This window comes from Nocardia anaemiae NBRC 100462 (genome assembly GCF_001612725.1).
Classification (GTDB): domain Bacteria; phylum Actinomycetota; class Actinomycetes; order Mycobacteriales; family Mycobacteriaceae; genus Nocardia; species Nocardia anaemiae.
Map to the genome: position 1 here is coordinate 8388 of NZ_BDAZ01000007.1, position 19944 is coordinate 28331.

The 19944-nt window shown below is 63.0% G+C and carries 1 protein-coding gene; it reads left to right on the forward strand.

Going from position 1 to position 19944, the window contains the following annotated elements:
• Positions 1-16: 16 nt before the first annotated feature.
• The coding region (locus NA5_RS05545; RefSeq protein ID WP_157110249.1) for an ElyC/SanA/YdcF family protein at positions 17-19944 on the forward strand (19928 nt) is incomplete at its 3' end.

Here is a 19944-nt window from a genome sequence, read left to right on the forward strand (position 1 = left end):
AGAAAGACTCTGCCTAGTGATCAACGATGACCACATCGTCGAGCTGATGGACTCGATTCCGACCCCACTCCAGTTGGCGTTGCTCGCGGGTCGGTTCCCGGAGCAGAAACCCGGGGCATTGAGCGATGTCGGCACAATCGTGAGCAATCTCGGCGCGCACGTCGCACAACTTTCCGCCGACACCCAGCAGCAGTGGGCGTTGACACAGCAAGCGTTGCAAGGTGTGGCGCAAGAGCAGGCCAAACAGTTCGTCGACCAGGTGACGGCGGCCTCCCATTCGATCGCGGAGGCAGCTCCCAAGATCGGCGAGGCGACACACAAGTTCGCCAACGAGTCGTTCGCCTCCCAGCTGGCCATGATCATGATGACCCTGCGAGCCGCATGGACTGTGATGGCGGGGTTGGGGAACCCAGTCGCCGACGCTGCGGTAATCGAGGAAACCCTGCCGCAGATCGTCGAGGAAAAGGTCGCGTTCGACGCTGCTGCCGAGGCGACGATCCGCGAAATGTCCGATTTGGTACGACCTTTGGCCTCGCTCGTGGGTCATGCCGCGGTTGGGGCGTTTCGGATCGGCGCCGAGCAAACCGCTTTCACGCTGGCCGCCGATCTCTTGTCCGGTCAGCCTCTCGATCCCAAGACGCTGGGTACGGCGTTCCTACAAGGTTCCGGGTCGGCATTAGTCAGCCACCTGGCCACCAGAGCGGCGGTGCATTTCGTTCCAGCACTGCAAAACTCGGCGCTGGGTCGGCTCGGGGTGGGATTCGGGTCGGGTGCCATCATGATCGGGGCCGGGGCGGCGTTCACTGGGCACTGGGACTGGTCGGGACTTCTCGGCGGTGCGCTCAACGGAGCACTGCTGGGCTTCGCCGGAGGGCACAAGGCACCGGAGGCCGAGGCACCAGGCACCACCGCCAACCGGAATGCCGGTGACCTGCTTTCCGGCGCCCAACGAGCGAGTTCGGTGGCAAGCATGCTTGCCCAGGCGAACAAGCCGGCCCGCGAGATCACAACAGCAGGCACTACCGGAAGCGCGGTCGCCGACGTGGCCGCATTGGCCGATAAACGGCTGCCCACGAAGCGGATATCGACGCCCGACCGCATCGATCAGGGAACCACCGCGCAGGTAGCGACCAGGGAGCCCCTCCCTGCGGTCCATGCAGGCGGGCGCCGAAGCTCAGGCTTTGGTGGCGAGCAATCAGGAGCCGAGGATCGTTCGGGCGCTGGGTTTTTGGAGCCTGTCAAAGAAAACGGGACCCGCTCGAGCCAGACAGGCACGATGGCCGAGAAAGGCCCGCACCCGCGCAGTGGCAGCGAGAGTCCTTCCGGCGCAGGGATGAAGGGTCCGGCGAGCCACCCCGACCCAACGGCAGGGAAGACCAACTCCGGGGGTGTCGCACACGAGTCGAGAATGCCACGCAGTTCTGCGTCCGCAGACGGCACTCGATCGACACACGGTCAGACAGGCCCGCATCGACAGGCGTCCGGACCGTCGCACGAGGAAGTCGGAAGGCCCAACCGTCCTGGGGGCGAGCCTCGGCGCACCGAGGGTGCAGCGATGGCGCGTACGCAGGCGGTAGAGGGTGATCCGGGGCGGCTGGCCCGATTGCAGGCGCGAGTGGAGGCTGCGCACGCACGGGTGGAACGAGCAGAGTCGCGTGGCGAGCGGATATCGGCAGAGATGAGCGAGCTGCGGGCCAAGGTCGAAATGCGCGCAGCAGAGCGCGCTTTGGGTCGGTCTGCGGCGGCAGCGGGGGAACTAGCCCAGGCGCTGGATCGCGCAGAACGACTGTACGAGACGGGACGGCCGGAAGCGATCGCGGAAGCGGACGCCCGGGTCGAAGCCGCGGAGCGCGCGTGGGAGCGAGAGGCGGAACGGGCGGAGCGATTGGCGGATGCGGTCGCCGCGCATGTGGAACTGTTGTCGGTTGATGTGGCCTCGGATGTGGAGGTCCGGGCGCGGGTGTTGTGGGAAGAGTTTCTGTCGCGGGTAAGTGCCAAGCATTTGCCGAGCGAGGCACCACCACCGACATGGTGGCAGCAGCGACCATGGCCTCCCGAACCAAATGCTGATCTGCCGCAGTGGGATTCGATGTCGCGCCGGAACCTCGAGGCCCGCTTGATGGGTAAGTTCGGACAAGACGAGCAGATCGGCGCGTTCTTGGAGGTGCTGCGCCGCGAAAGTGGTCAAGTCATTCGCCCGAACCAGCTGATGATGGCGTTGCATATGAGTGAGGGCGGGTTCGTCAATCTGCGGGCTGGCGGAGGTAAGACGCTGCCGTTCCGCGAGGCAGCGGCGTTCATGGCGTTGAAACATGGCTCAGTCGTGCAATTGTCCAGCCATGAATATCTCGCCGACCGGGATATGGAGGGGTTCGTCAAGGCGTTCGGAAAGTACGGAATCAAGGCAACACGGTTGAACCCGGACGCCCCATATGCGGAGTTGGACGGTCCGACAGTGTTTTTCGGCACCGATGCTGAACTGGTCCATGGTGATCAGCGTGGCAACATCGTGCCAGCGCGAGCGTATCTGGCCGATGAGGCATGCGAGGTACTCGGGCTCACACACAAAAACGGGAAGATGTACGCGATCGTCGACGGCGACGACCAGAATCTCCCGGGGCCTGAGGCCGACAAGGTGATCAGAGCACGGAACTTCCTGGATGGAGCGCTGGCGAACGGCGTCCTGGAGGAGTCAGACTTTCGGCCGTTGAGTGCGGTGCCTGCCGAAGAAGCTGACCATAGTGGGGCGCAGCTGAATCCAGTAGGTCTGGCGAAAGTGCATGCCACGTTGGGCCGGATGCCTACCGAAGAGGAATTGCACCGGTTGAACAACGCGGCGACCGCGCGCTTCGACTACCCGGAGAAGGACACGTGGTTCAACTCCGGCGGCAAGGATCCGCAGGTAGTGCTGATCAGTCACACCACCCACGCGCCGGAAGGCAATGCCGGTACATCCGGTGCGGAAGCGGTCCACGTGAATAAGCCTGGGGGGAAGCCGGACGAAGGACACGCACCCCAAAACGGCGAGCGCGGTGCGACATTGAGCCGGGTCGAGAACGGCATACACCAGGCTCTGGAGGCGATCGCGCAGAAGTCCGACCCCAAGATGCGTATCCGCGCCGAACACGACAAGGCACAACAAATCAACTCGAAGGAGTACTTCAGTCGGGACTACGGTCGTTTCGATGTGGGATCAGGCGCGTCTGGAACGTTGAACCAGATCCCCAAGGAACGGCTCGAACAGTTGGGCTGGGGTAAGCCGCTCGATGCCCCGGACTACTACGAGGACGTACTGGTCGACGTCAACGATCATCAGTCGGCCGAGACTCCCACGGCGAATCTGCACCAGGTGTTCGACGCGGCGGTCGCCGACTACCGAGCCGGCCGCCCAGTCATCCTGGGCGCTATCCGCAACGGCGAAGTCGAGCAACTCGTCGCGATGGCCGAGCAGGCCGGGATCCCGTACATGTATATCGACGCGCAAGAGCATTTTCGACTCGGTCCAGCAGGTTTCCATGCTTTCATGACCGAACTCGCCGGCGAACACAACAAAATGATCATCGGCAACTTCGAGGTCGGACGAGGCTTCGACGGATACGTGCCGAAAGACTCCTGGGAACGCGGCGGCATGGCCGTCCATGTCACCGGTCGCCCTGACGACGTCGCACTCGAGCAGTTCCGCCGCCGCGCGGGCCGCGGCGGTGTCCCAGGATCCGCTCGTTTCGGCGGCACCACCGAACTCGCGCCCGCGGCCCACGCACGTGTCTCCGTCCACCACGTACCGCGCTCCGGCGAGGAGTATCGCGAACGCGCCGAACAGGCCACGGCCCTGCAAGAACCGAACAAGCAGGTCCAAGACGCCTACATCGAGGTGGAAAGGTTGCGGGCCGCCTACAACGCCCGTGTCCCTGACCACAACGGTCTCGTCGAGGAATACGAGCGAGCCCGATCTGCCTACAACAACGCCGCGCAGGCCCAGTCCCACCGGGGCCAGGCGCTGTCGGCGACAGAGCCGCAGGCGCTGGGACAGTCGACGATCAGGCAGCGAGCAGACTTCACGGACGAGCGGGCAGACCTCGAACGCGCTCGAGCGGAACTGAATCGCCTGCACACTCGCATCGAGCGGTCCACGGCCGAACTCGACCGGGCCAAATCCGAATACGACCGGGCAGTCACCGAATTCCGCAGCCGGGAAGCCGAATTCATCGAGGCCCGCGAACGCTTCATCGGCCCCACATCGCACGAGACGACTGGTTACGCCTCAGTCGGGATCGACTCGGAACCAGCGCCCTCCGCCCCTGACCATAGCTCCCACGAAACCGCTGCCAACGCCACCGGTAGCCAAGCCTCACACCGGCAGGCACCGCACGACACCGCCAGCGGCTCGGGGCAGGGACCGCACCAAACCGACGCGAACGCGGCACCGCCGAAATTCCGCATTACTCCCCCGGGCCCACACTCGCCGGTCACAGCTACCCCGACCCGCGGCCACTCGCCCACACAGGTACAGATCACCGCCACTTCGTCCTTCGGCTCGACACAGCCGGCCACGCAGCCCAGCCAGCAGCCGACACGAACGACGCCCACTGTGCTCTTGGGACACACAGGGCCTGCGGTCGACACACAGCGACCACAGTCGGACTCGCGCACTCCGGCATCCGCCGACACGTCGGCAAGTAGTGGCACAAAGGCGGTGACACCCGCTGGGCACGGCAATACGACACCGAACTCCCATCGCTCCCCCACGCAAACCCAATCGGCGAATGTCGATGAACAGCAACGTGTCCCCACGCCGAAGCTAACCGCAGTCGATGTGGGACCCGCTGCATGGGTGCAGTCGAAGCCACGGGATGACGGCGTGGGGCTTGAACCCCACGAGGCCCGGTACTTGCGGCAGCGCCTGCTGGGGCGGCGAGTATCGGACGCGGCCTTCATCGCGGGAGTTTCGTCAAGTCGGGAAGAAGAAATCGAGCATGCGGTTCTGAAGAAAGCAGCGTCCAGAATCGTCAGCGCTGCAATAGAACACGACCCTGCTCTGCTGCGGCGGGCGCAGCCGATGCTGAGCAAGAAGGGGCAGTTCCAGTTGGCGGCGATGCTGACCCCAGGCCAAGCGATACCGGCCGATGGTCTGGCCGAAACGGAGATGCAACTGGCGGCGTTCTGCTTGGCGGAATGGTCACGCGCTGCGCTGGCCTCCGCCGTACGGCCGAAAACGCACAGCGCCAAGCCCTCACGACGACCCACTGCGGCACCTACTCGAGCCACCGCCAAAGCCGACACCAACCCTGTTCCCACCAGCTCTCAATCTCCGGTCGCTGCACCGAAATCCATTCCGGCCAGCCCCCGCACATCCTCGGAGAGCGGACCAGAACGGCCAGCCGAACAAACCGTTTCGCCGTCACCGGCGGACTCGCGCCGACTCAAAGCACGTGCTGCCCAGCCTGCGGGTCGCCACGCCACGGCTCCTCACTGGGCCCCCAATGCACAAACCGAGCCCGACGTCGGCCGCCTCTTCAAGACCGACCCAGAAGCCCTACAGTGGGGCGCAACTCCCGACCCGATATCAGTTGCCGCTAATCTGCCCGGTTCCCATGACAGTTACGGCGCGGGCGCGGTTCCCTCTGACCGCACCAACGGCGAGGCCACCCCACAGGACGGAATACCCCTGGAGGCGGCCAACCCCGACCAGAGCCTCGACGACGGGCCACAGCTCGAAGAACCAGCTGACCCCCTTAGTTCGACCCAGGCCGCCAACCTCCGCGCCCGTGCCAATGATCGCCTCACCGGCTTCTTGTCCGCATACGCGGATCGCACGGCGGCTTCCTCGGCGGCCGACGTCCGGACCGGTCCGGCAAGAGGATCAGCCCGACGAACCGCCCACGGCCCCACCGCGATTCCGGCCGAAACACCGAAGAACAAGACCGCCCCGCGGATCCAATCGGCCAGCGAAATAGTGGAGCCGAACCCTGTTGCAGCACAACAGCACAACGACGATGCGGCAGTGCCAGACGACCTGATCAACGAAGTTCCCCCCGATAGCCTCAGCGATGTCGGCCCGAAGTCCACCGGCATCAAGGTGGTCACTGCGGCAGATAACCCTTCCTCGTCCACCGGGGCCGTCCTGCAGCAGCGCCCAATATCGCCGCCCGACGCGAACTCGTTCGACGACACAGCAGAGAACCCGATGTTGAGCCGGACGCAAATCGAGCCGCACCGGTACCCGGGGGAGGACAGATACCCGGGCGACGATAATCCACAAAACGACCACCAGGACCTGTTCGCCCAGGGCAGGTCTGTCGATCTGTCCGCCGCCGAGGCCCTCTCCATAGTGCGATTCATGCTGATGGAAACGTGGCCCTCGGAATGGCCGGAGGAATCGGCACCGCGGCTGTCCGAGCAGACCCTTCCGACGATTGTCCGCACATTCCAGGGCACGCACCATGTCGCGGTACGGACCGAGGACCGTAAGGGCGAGCGCTGCGTTGTGCTGAGGGTGTCACCGCCGATGCCCGTCGACTTCGTGGGCGCCGACCAGGAACTCACGCGGACCGTGGAGTGGATCCTGTCCGCGGATCCGGACCGATTCGCCGTCCGGCGCCGGGGTGGGCCGCTGGCGGCCAAACAGTTGTCCACTTCGTCGACGGTTGACGCCGTCGACGCGTTGACCACCGCTCTTCGGACTCGTATCTGGCCCATCGGTGGCGAGCCTTGGGCAGGCGAGCATCCCATCAGATCGATCCTGTTCTCGATGGACGGTGACTACACCGTCGAGGTGCGGACCGAGGACCAGCACGGCGACCGCGGCGTGGTGCTGGAGGTGGCCGATCCGGACGAGACCTGGCGGGTGCAGTGGGTCGTGTTCGCCGACCAGGGACGATTCGTAGTCCGGTGTGAGAGTGATTCGCCCGTGGCCGTGGCCGAGGCGGTCGACTTTCTTACCTCGCGGTTGCGCATGGTCGTCGACCGGCACGGTGCGTTGAGCGCAGGTAACTTCCACGCACTCGCGACCTTCCTCGAAACACAAATGACCCCAGGTAGTTCCGCCGAGTTGACTGTCGAGACGTCGCAGACGGCCACACGGGTACATGCCGCAGTGAAAAAACCAGACGATCGCGAACCGGACGGCGGGCCGGTCACGTACACAGAGCGGTTCGGCGCGTTCGATGTGGTCGACCCGCTACCGGCCCTGCCTACGGACGGACCCAACGTGGCCTCGGGAGTGGCCGAGGACCCAACCGTCGGCGCGTCGCCTGACATGACGATGCATCACCTGTCCAACGCCAACATGCAGCAGTTGGTCGCTGTGCAAGCGCAGCTGCGGGCCCGCCAAGCTGCCGGCCTCCGCACCAGTCTGGACGAGCAGATCGCGCTGCGCCTCTCGGACTACATCGAATCCACGCTGCGGCTGCTCGCAGGCTACTTCCCCGGTCTGCCGGTCGGCTTGCTGTCCTTGGATCCCATCGTGGTCTCGGTGGGATTCGTCGACCTCACCAGCCGGATCCTGATCGGCACCACAGTGGGCAGCGCGTCGGCGACAGTGGCGCGAGAGGCCGAACTGGCACTCAGCAATGAACTGGCGAACAAGCCCCGCGAGCGCGTTTCCTGGCTCGGAGTGTGTGTACCGACGGCCAGCACGCTCGGCTACCGGGATCATGACTTGGCCGCCATACCGCTGCATGTAGGGCCGAATCGCCTCGCTGCCGTAGGCCGGGCACTGGCACCGTTGTTGAAAAGGATGGTGTCGGTGCGGCGGCGCAATGCGAAGGAAATGATCGAAGGCCGAGAAGCGACCGTCGCGATGCTACGCCGCACGGCCGGCGACAGCCTCGTTGCCGCTATCGTCGACGTTTTGTCCCAGCTGGACATCGAGATACGGGATCCCCTGCTCGGCAGCGTCCCGCTCGTGAGTGGCGACGGGACCACGATCTGGACCCGGCTGATGCGGATGGTCGACATCGTTCCTGAACTGCATCCCGTCGCCGATCTGACCGATGAGGCTCGTCGCGGGATGACAGTGACGGGCGCATCGGTGCAGGCGCTGTCGGCTATGGTCGGCGCAGTCGCGGCCGGTCATTGGCCGAATGAAAAGGTGGAGTGGGCGAGCCAAGAGATTGCACCGCACATACCCGGCTCCTACTCGGCTGACCATTCGGTCACTGTCCGCATGCAGGAACAGTTCGGCCAGTCGGCATTAGCGGTGTCGGCGATCCGCGCGGCGGGGTCCGAGGCGCATCCGGACGGCAAGTGGTTCGGGCACTGGACGTTTCCCGTCGACCGGACCAGCGTCACATTCCGAGGTCGGATCGACTGGACGCACCTTGACTCCAAGTCGATCGCAAAATCCACGAAGACAACCATGACCGCTGTGATCGGTGAACTCACGAGTCGATACTGGCCTGCAGGCGAAAATTCATTTGCGGTCATGACTGTGGTGCCGGAAATCCTCGCCTCGGTTTACGGCGAGTTCGTGTTGACGGCGCGCATTGAGGCCCGAGCCGATGAGTACGTCTTGGTGATACGGGTGACCGACCCACAAGGCGAGTGGTCTGCGCAGTGGGAACTCAGCGACTCCACCGACTTCACCGTCCGATACGAATGCGACTCTCCGAGGGGTGTCGCCGAGGTGCGGGAGCAAATAGATACCGGACTCCGTCAGATCCTGGACAGATACGCAACCACCTCGGGGTCTGGCCCCAAGTCCCCTACTTTGAGTGCGGGCACCCTCGGCGCGACTATGGCGTTTCCCGACAGGCTCAGCCCCAACGGGTTTGTGGAGTTCATCGTTGAGGGCCTGTCGACGGCGGCGCGTGTGCAGGCCACGCTCGGCTCCATCAACGAAGCCGATGACGCCGATGGTCCAGCACCGCGCATTGAGATCTTCGGTGCCTTCGGCGTTCTCGACCCGATACCCGACCTGTCGAGGTGGCGCCCCAGCGTTTCAGTCGTGCAAGCGGTCGATCGGCTGGTGAAGAGGAAGCCTGCGGCTGTGGCCAAGGAGTGGCAGAAGATTGTCGAACAGGGCCGCGCCTGGGAGTACATCAAGGACGAGAGGATCGGCGAACTCCCCGGTGTGCCCGCTGTGTGGCGGTCCCGCGCCAACCTGGGGTGGCTCGTGTCCGAGCGTGCCCGGTTGAAAAGCGTAAAGGCTGCCGCACGGATCCACCCTGCCGAGGAGAGACTGCTCAAACAGCTGACAGAGATCGAAACGGCGATAACACAACTCGCGATCCTTTTCCCAGGGCTGACCGTGGGACTGCTGTCGCTGTCACCGGTTGCGATCTCGGTGGGGTCGGTCGACCTCACCGATTCTGTCCTGATCGAAGCGGATTTGACCACCTGGGGAGAAGAGGGCGCCGCTGCCGAGAGCGCGCTGCGTAGCGAGCTAGCGCACCGGTCAGGCAAGACCTACTCCTGGGTCGGAGTCTGGGACATCAGACCGCGGCTGCTCGCCGGCGATATCGACAGGAACCCACGTCGTAAACACCTAACACGATTGACTGGCTATTTCGCCAGCGAGCTTCTCGCACTGGTGGACGGCATCAAAGCCAGTCGAGATCATTACGCCAAGCAGGTGGATGGTGAGCAAGCCCCGGACATGGTCGTCATGCGGCACTCCAATCACCATATCCGCCAGGCCGAGGCCTTGCGGCGCATGGGTGTCCGAGACACGACTCCACCGATCTACGATGATCCAGCCGAGGCAACAACCTCCCCTACCTGGACGCGACTATTGCGGACTTGCGGGGCTGAAACGGTTGCCGCCAACCATGCAGAATTGGCGCGCAAGATGGAAGGGCCGCGCCCTCCCAACGACAGTGGTGTGGTCGGACAGTTGCGGCCCGGCTCGCGAGACTGCATCCGGCGGCTGGTGGAACGGATGGCACGGCTGGGTCTGGTGCCAGGGTTGTCCAATGCCGAGAGAGACAGCGTCAAGTGGCTCGAGGACCAGATCGGCCGACGCTTGTGCGCGGTTGACGGCAGCGTAAACAGCGTATGGAACACCATGATGGATGCCGACGGCCCAGATGTCGTGGCAGCGTTGTTCGAGGGCGCCGACACCCAGCACGCGGTGTTCTTCCTGGCCGTCGAGTCCGGGGTGACAGGCCAGCGGGAGATCATAGTGTCGGATTCGCTGATCGGTGGCTACCACACAGTGGAGACGTGGTTGGCTGCACTGAACGAGGACCGCGACACTGCGCAGCTGGTGAAACATGGGCGACTGTCGGTAGCGGAATTCGACTACCAGTCCGGGCCCGGCAACGAGCAGCGACTGAGCCCCCGCCCGGAGCCTGCCAACGCCGACAACCGGAGGCCGGACGAGACCAAGCCGGTGTATGGCGCGCCCTCGTCGGACGAGCCACCTTCGGGGCAGCCCACAGGTGCCCGTCAGAACTCACAGCCCGAAGATTCCCGACGGCAGAGCCCCGCAACACCCGACAACACCACCAACGACACCCCCTCCGACGACGCATCGGGACAGTTGTACCAAGACGACAGCGACAGCATGTTGGCTCGGCTGGTCCGCGGCGACCAGCCCAGCGTCCGCACCGAACCCGTGTTGGTCCGGGAATCGGCTGCCCCGTCCCAGGCTCCGCGCCGCACTGAGAAACAATCGTATTCCTATGAGGTCGACGGTCGGACCATTGGTCGATGGACGTTGGTCGAGCACATGTGGGAGCCACAGCACGGCCACGATCGGAAGGCGGTGGCGCTCCTTCTTCAGACAGTGGGCATGAAGAGGCCGCCGGATGTATTTCTCGATGCCGACGGGGCGGTACATTCGAATTGGGTAGGCGGAAATCCGAAAAAAGACGACCCGAACGGCGGCAAGCCCACCTCCGCTGACCCAGCGGAGGCCTTTGATTTCCTTCGGACCCACGACTACTCGACCGACGAACTGCAGGCACTGCGGGAGCGCCTCGAGACGTTAGAAATCTCCTTGCAGGCGTTGGGCAGGCCGGAGTGGCACCGGCACGCCATGGAGCTGCTGACACAGCGGGAGGAAGGCGCCGCCCAACAAAGGGCGGCCGCCCTTGCCGAACGGGAGGCACTCGAACCCTGGCGAGGCGATCTACGGCGCCAGCAGGTCGATTGGGGATGGCCCACAGACCTCTTGCAGCGTGTGGAGGCTGCCGCGAGTGGGTTGATCGAACTGCTAGCACCCGGCTCGGCGAATCCACGCATTGAGGTCGAAGATTTCACAAAAGTGGACAATGGCCGACGGATTTCGATATCCGTGCACATGCCCAATGGAGCCTTCGCGTCCGCCGAAATTTCGGCGATAGCGGAGCCGGCGCCGGCAGGCACCCAACCGTACGGCCTGTTTACCGTTCGCCCCTACAGGTTGACGATTGGCGTGGGCGTTGTGGGCCCCGAGCGCTGGCACCGCGGAGTCGATTTGTCCGAATGCGGTGACCTTGTGGCCCCGATGCTGCAACGGGCGGGCAGGTCTGACTCGACACACAGCGTGGAGCGGGCTATCTCAGCTTTGGCGGGCAAAGTTAGATATCAGGGTCCCGCCATCGATACCCGGGTAAGTCGGGTAAGTATCGAGGTCCCCGAAACAGGGCCTGTCGGGCTCGAGGTACGCGACATCAGCCTGCCCGACACCGGTCGGTATCCGGCGGCGGTCGTCGCGGAGCTGGACTCGGTTACGGACAAGTGGGGGCTCGAGAAGGACGGATTGCGGCACAGAGCCTGGATCGTCATCGGCGGCGAGCAGTTCGGGCACCGTATCGGCGAAAGCAGTTCAACGGACGAGTGGCCCGCAGACCTGGCCGCGCGGCGCTCGGCGCTGCAGTCACCGCTTGCCCGTCTCGCCGAACGTGCAGGTGTGAGATCAGAGTCCTTCGAGATCGCGGCACGGCGGGAAGGCGCGGTGGCCGCATACTGTCGCGTCACCTGGATGCTCACCACAGCCTATGTCGACGATCTGGCGATGAGCGCATCGCATGGCGACGAGGACCTTCCCAGCCAGTTGCTCTACGAGGCTCTGGGTCGTCTGTTCCGGGAGCATCCTGGCGTGGAAGAAGTCCTGGTGTGGCTCGACGAGAACGACACTGACACGGTGGAGCTTTATCGGTCGGCGGGTTTTCGGATTACGCGAGGTGCGCTGGAAGGAAGTACCCGCATCACGTTGACCTTGCAGCGCGAAGACCTTGTCGGCACACCAACACGGCATGCCCATGAGGACTTCCTTGGCCCCTCCCCGGTACGCGGAGAACTCATTGCCCCGATTACCGCTAGCGTGCGAGAAGCACTCGAGATGAGGGCGGCAAATCAGAGCATCAGTGCATTGAGGAACCAGGCCGAGCTCGATGAGGCCTACCAGGATGCCGAACTCGAGAAGGGTGGAGTCATCTATGGTCGTGCCCAGCCGGAGGAAATCGCGAGGGCGGTCGCCGAAGGGCGACCCATCATCGTCGAAACCGTCGGCCCCTATCTGGTTGACTATCCCGATGGCATTATTACGGGGGAAAACCTAATTCCGACCGATCGCAATATTTTGAATGCGAGCGCCGCGACTATCGAGATTCTGCGCAGGCGGTACCCCCGTGCCGATATCCGAGTCGCCTGCCTCTGGGATGATTACAATCTCCGCAATCCCGCCACAGGAGCAACCCGGGATCCCAAACGCCCGTTCGCCGAGCACGAAAGGGCCTCCTTCAAAGCTGGCCAGATTTCTTTGCTCCAGCAGTTCGGCATCCTCGACGAGAATGCCGTCGACGGGCGTGACTTTTTCCTCGTCCAAGAAAGTGCAATGACGGAGAAGGCACTCGACTTGGTGGGCAACCTCGATGATCTCGGCTTGATTCGCCGTGATCCGAACGATAGCCGTATTACGTTCGTCAACTATAATCCCGAAAACGCGTCACATTATCAGTTCGACTTGCGCACCCGCGACGGCAAATGGGAATGCGAAGCACTCGACTTCGCCAAGGCGATCACGGTGCTCGAGGCAGTCGGTCCGGACAGCGTGATGGTGGTGCCGATGGGCACAGTCATGGCCCGGCAGCAGGACAAACTCTGGGAGCTGCTGCGCGCGTATGGCATGCACCCCCAGAACCTACATGTCTATCTGTTCGATTCTGACTACGACACACTCGGGCAACTGTCGGCCGTGTTGGACATGCACTTGACCAAGAACGCCACACCCACCTCGCCCCCTCCTCCCACTTCGGACCCTGATGTCGCCCGCGGCCACAACCCCGGCCACCGAACCCTTTCTGCCGAAGGCCCTACCGGCCGCCGAATCGTCAAAGCGAACTGGGCAGGCCCTTCCAACACCGGGGAGGCCGACGACGGTCGGGCGTCAGGGGTGGGCAACACGCGGCCTCGCCGCCCCGGTCCCGGCCGGAGCGGCGATGGTCAGTCTGGCGTATTGGCCGCAAGACGATCCGGTGCGAGGCGGACAGTCAGTGCTCGAGTGCCCGAACGGCAACGATATTCCGACCAGCAAATCCGTGAAGCTCTGCTCGCGGACCCGACATGGAAAACGGCGATCGCCGGGCTCACGAAGCGACAGAAACAACTCGTCGAAATGTGCCTGGAGGGGACAACCACCCCGCAAAACGCGGCAGAAACACTCGGCATCCCACGGGGTTCAGCACGCACGCAACTCTCCGCCGCCCGAACACTCATCTTCGCATGGATGCAGTCTCTGCCGTCGACCGCGCCCGAGCCGCGGACATATTCCGACCAGCAAATCCGTAAAACTCTGATTGCCCACCCGACATGGAAAACGGCGATCGCCGGGCTCACGAAGCGACAGAAACAACTCGTCGAAATGTGCCTGGAGGGGACAACCACCCCGCAAAACGCGGCAGAAACACTCGGCATCCCACGGGGTTCAGCACGCACGCAACTCTCCGCCGCCCGAACACTCATCTTCGCATGGATGCAGACGCTGGCGTCGACCGAGGACGCGATTACGGACTCGGACGAGTGGGATAACTCAATATTCGGGGTAGGTTCGCCCCTCGATTTGGGCTATTCATCAGAACGGGTGAGACACGCGGTCAGCGCTGATTCCAGTTGGCGCGATTACGGCGTGTTGCAGCAGTCCGAAGTTCAGCAGTTAGTACAGCTGCGGTATGTGGAAGGACTGTCGACAACCGAGGTCGGAGCGCGCACCACACCAACGGCGGTTTCTGCCAACGTCATCACAAAACGACTCGGTCGAGTTCTGCCCGTCATCGTCGCGTGGATGGAGGCGCGGGATCTGCCCTGGACCGATCCGGTGATCGATGCGGTGAATGCCGGTGACCACTGGCGGTCCATTCCACACCTCACCCGGCTACAGCAGGAAGTGCTGCACCGACGGTTTGGCCTTGGGTACCGTCCCAGTGAGGTCGCTGCACAACTCGGGCTCGCGCCGGGCGAGGTCCACAAGGCCTTGCAATCAAGTCGCCGACGTATCGCGAAGGCCATCAACAATGGCACGATTCCCGAGCCGCCGCCGCACCGGAACGCACCGTTTCAGCCAGGCGATGCCTCTCGTGCCACCTTTGAGGCGGGCCAAGCCATTCGAGCACTCGGCCACGAAGCCGAGACACCTGCGGTCGTCGTCGAATGGAAAGCCCAGCTCACCGAGCCGGAACTGACCATGGCTAATCTGGCCATACTCTATAAGCACGTACAGGGTTGGGACGACCCGCGCCCAGCGCGCGATCCGCAACCCTCAGGGAAGTCCGTCAAGGTTGTCGTGGGTAGCCGGGACAAGGGGCCCGCCACGGTTGCCGCGAACGCGCTGCGTGGAATGGACAGCACGCTGCAGTCCACCGGATATCGGAACGAAGCCAGCCAGAACGCCGTCGAGGCCAGCCAGTCCGGATTGAGCGAGGACCGGATCGTGCTGGAGCCCTACGCACGCAACACCCAGCAGAACATCGAGCTGGTCAAAAAGTCATTAGGCGATGACGTCAGGGTCACGGATGACGGTGAGTTCTTCAGCCATCCATTTCACATGCGTCGACTCGCCGCGACCATCGCCAAGCACTGGCCCGAACTCGAGATCATCACGGTCACCTCCGCCAACGTGACGCTGGAGAACTATTTCGCCTATGGACTGGGAAGCGAACCTGCGACACCGGCAGATGTGACCGCCGGAGTACACAAACTGCTCCACGAGATCAGTCAACTCCGCAATGGCCCCGGCCACGACTTCACCGTCGAGCAGCCAGAACCTGAGGAGGTCACCGCCGCGTATGACTGGTTGATGGAGCGGTTCCCGAAATCCGAGAAGGTTCTGCGCGCCGAGCAGATCTCGTTCCCCCGCAACGCGAATGCCATCAGAGTGGCGACGCAGGTTGGTGACGCGGTGGGAGGGGTTGGTGGCATCGGCCTGGTGTCGGCCATGACGGAACTGATCCGTCGAGGTGTGCTCGACACAGGGTCGGCGGCCGGAAGAGTCGACATCGCGCCGGGCCGTCATCCGCTGGAAATTTCAGTGCAATTCGACGGAGACCCCGCCGAGCGGGCGTCAATGAAGGTGTTTACCGTACCGGATGAAACTCCCGGAAAGCATTGGTCAGCAACCGCACGATTACAGATCGGCCAGGACGCGGGCGATATATCCGCGCAGATCGCTGCCCTGACCGACGCGATGCTTGCTGCGGGTCCGCACGCCATCGAGGACGCATTGCCCAACAGCGTGGTGAACGAGGTTGTGGCAGCTGCGCGCTCAGCAGCCTCCGGCGACATCTGGCTGAATCTCACTGTGCGGCGCACGACCTCGACGAACTGGAGTATCGAGGCTCATGTCGAGGATGATTCGGGACTGCGGGCCCACGTTCGGATATCGGCACGTCCCGACACCGGCGGTGTCCGGAAGCACATGCCTCTTCACTATGTGTCGTATGCCCGAGCGGGCGATACGGTCGAAAACGTCGCACGCAGTGCCAGTCTGATCGCTGACACCGCTGTGCACGACTGGGCCGGCCCGGAGCTGCTCGATCACGACGTCGATTCCTTGATGCGCGACGCATTGCGGGGTGCCACGGATGGTACCGACCGTCTGACTCGACCAGCGACGGTCGAGCTGAACTCCAATGGGCCGCACGGGTACCGGATGTTCAGTGCGACGGTTCACATTGAGGGCCAGACGGAACCGATCGTCGACACATTCATCGATGAGAATCCTGACCGAATTCTTCGTCCAGGGACCGGTGTCGGTTCGCTCACTCGAGTCGAGGAGTCCTTCAACCCGGCTGAGCCGTGGGCGTCATGGGTCGACCGCGTTCAGCAGCTGGTCGAGCTCACCCAGCCCGAACAAGTCGACACGGACCAGCCCACCGTTGGCCCGGCAGTCGAACAGATGGTGGACGCAGTCCGTGGCGCGCCGGAAGCACAGCTCACCGTCACGACGGTCCACCTCGATTCCGTCGGTGATGCCACGCTGTATCAGGTCAGCGGCCGAGTATCCGATGAGAGCACGATTGACCTCGCCCTGGTCGACGCGTACGCCGACGACCTTCGGATCACCTCCTCCGACGACGGTGTACGCACAATCTCCGCGGTGTTCGCCAATCCCGAAGGACGCGCATCGGGCCTGGCTGCCGCGATGGTCGACCACGCCGATTCATCCTCAGACACAGACAGGCCGGGCGACAGTGTGGTTGGCTCGGTTACCGCATTGGCCGCAAGGGTTCTGGGCGCACCCCTCGCACCGGTCGAGTCGGACCACTCCGCCACCGAATGGCTGCCTAGCCACTCACGCGTGGAACTGACTGTCGCGCAACCCAGTTCGCCGACAAACCATCAGCATCCACATCCTTCGGAATCGCCAGATTCGGTGAGCAAACCGCGGCGGACATTTTCGGTCAAGAGCGAAGGCCCACGAATCGTCACTGAACGCTACGACGCTGGTGACAGCGTCGAAGTGACGCCCCCTGATCACGCTTCACCCACGCCCCCAGCGGTGGCTCAGAGCGTCCACTCGAAACCAACGCCATGGACGGCCACGCGCCATTCTCAGCCGGGCAATACGCCCACGACGCCCTATTCCAATACGGCGCGTCCGCACGGAGCCCACGAGTCCACATCACCCGTACCCGTGGCCGCCCAACCAGAGCCGTCACACTCGCCGCTGGAACGCGAAGCAGGCGCGACCACGGAAGCCACGATAGATCCGGCACACGTGGCAGCATCAGCTGCCCTGCCAGATCCGACGCCCAGCGTTCGTTCCTTCGCACCTCCTCATTGGGCACCGGCCCCGGGGGAGGAACTCGGGCACCATTTCCTTTTTCATCCTGACCCCCAGGTTCCCCAATGGGGTGAGCTACCCAAGAATTGGCTCTCGTTTTCGAAAAACCCCAGCGGTGACGAGTCTGCATGGGTTCCGGGGGAATCTTCCGAGGTGGGTCTTGGCCGCCATGAAGATCCGCAGTCTCCTCAGCCGAACACCGGACCAGATCTCACGCGGGGAGGGGGATCGGCCGAGGCTCGGCCCAGTCGCCGCAGGTTTATCAGGCGCGGGCACCTTTACGTCCCGAGCAACGACAGCGACGGACCAATCGTCAAGTCACCAGACGGGGCGCCGGTGGCCCAGCACGGTGCTATCGAAGGGCATGTCTCTGCATGGGAAGTGTTGCGACGTGGGGACTTCGCGATACCGTATGCGTCCGACGTGGCGAACGCTCTGGGTAGCAACACCGAAGCATCTTCACTGTTATACGTTACAGCGAACACGGCGGAGGCAGGCTTAGCGTTAGGCATCGGCGGTCTCTCGCAGGCTGCTTCGACGCATGCTTCGACTGTAACCAGCAGTGTCGGGCCGACAGAGGCGATGAGGTGGGCGCTGGCTGGCGGTTCGGTCGCTGCCACCGTCGCCGCCGTTCTTGTTGCCGACAACGGACCCTACGTCGGTGTCATGCTCCCGTTCGCGACGGGCGCTGAAGCTTTCGCCACAACATATTTCGTCAATGCCGCCCAAACAGCTATCCGAGATGCAACGAAACTTGGGCAAGAGTCCACTGTGGGTAGGCTATTGGCATTGCCCGGAGGGGCTATGCTCGGTCAATTCCTGGGACCTTTCCTCGCGAAGGAGAAGCGGTGGCTCCCTATGGGCGTCAACGCGATCATATGGGTGTCAAGCTTGGGGGCGATACATTTCCTGCCGAGAGCACATTCTGCGCATACACCTGAAGAGTTGGAAGAGCCAGAAAAACGGACGAAAGGGTTCTTCCACAATATCAGCGATGGCATTCGGGAAGGCATACATGAACTCCGCGGGGATAGGACGCTCGGTCCGTACATCATCCCCGGCTCCCTCGCCAACTTCGCCATTGCCGATCTTACATTCCACTTCTCGAACCTGGTGCGCAATAGCCACCACGCCCCGGCCACCCAAGGCATGGCTGCGACAGCGTTTGCTGCAGGCGGAGTGGCAGCAATGCTCGCACCGCAGTGGATCAAACGTAATATCGATAAGGTCGATTTCCGCCACCTCGCCTCGGCTACCTTGTTTGGCACCGCCGGGTTGACTGTTTTGGCCTCGACATCAGATAGACTTATGTTGATGGTGCCGACGGTAGCCGGTGCCGGGGTGTTGTCCACCAACATTGGCGCCCGGATTTATACCCACTTACAACAAACATTCGAGAAGCCGGCTTTCACCTTCGCATCGGCCGCCAAAGACGCCGCTTTGAGCGGTGCCCTTGTACTGGGGACAGGCATCAGCGGTTTTCTGGAGGGTTCACATAACGCCACCCTTACTACCGCCACCCCCCTTGCACTAGCAGCACTGGGTACTGTGTGGTACGGCATCGCTGCCGGGCGGGACAAAGCTTGGCAGCGGGAGCAGGCTGTCCGATCCGAGAGCAATAGGTTCGGATCCATCGACCGCGCAAGCAAAAAGGAATTGCGCCGCCTCTTCGACGCCAGCCTCGAGTATGTCGGACCATATCTCGTCACTCGGCTCGCCGACATCGTCGGGGCACAGTCTTCCACGCATCGAGTGCTACTCGTCGACAAGGTATTAAAAGATGCCGCTTTCATGCACAACTCGGTATTCATCGACCAAGACCGCCTAACCCAACTCATAACGGCGGCACAGCAAGAAACAGATCCCGATGGCATCGCCCGACAACAACTTACCAATGTGCTGCATGATGCGGGAATACCGATCACGGATGAGGGCCTCCAGATCACGACGATCGGAATGGCGCCCTTCGAGGATCTCAAACATCTCACATCCCTCTATCCCCACGTACAGCTACGCGGCGCCTCGCTCCTGCCGACGCCTTCAGAAAACGACAGCGACGAAGACGCTATGCACGTCGTGCGTTCTGTGCTCAACACCGAACCCGGCCGCTACGCCCTCCGTCGCTATGCTCAGCAGGCCGCTTCGCTGGAAGAAAAGGGAAAGCCCTGGCGCACAAAAGCCAAGGCTGATGCAAATCAATTTCAACAACTTGTGCAAACTTGGATGACGGGCGAGCCGGTTAGACGCCCCTTCGCTAGCCTGATGGAAATCGCAGCACAGGCCACAGCCACACTTTCGGAATATCCGATGCACCGCTCGGCGATTCTCGACCGCCTTCTCAACGTGGGAGAGCTGTATGTGGTGAAGAATCGCAACCGTGTGCCGTCCGGCTTGGAGGCCGGTGAGCTCTTCCAAAACACCGTGGTTCCGAGCGTACTTGAGCGCCTCGCCTATATCGACTATCTCCTCGTCGATGCAGACATCGCAGAGTCCGCGGCCGAACACGTCGAGCGACACAACGCGAGGCTGGGTACAAATACCAAAATTCTTGTCGCTGTTACGGAAACCACACCCGCGATCGAGTTTTATTTGGCGGGATCACCAGGACATGCGCCCGGTAATCAGAACACACAGAATACCTCACAAAAGAACATAGACTATCTTCCGGTTCTGAGCAGTTGGATCGAAGACAAGGGGCACGAGATACTGGCGCGTCAGCTCGGGCGGACCAACGATCCCTC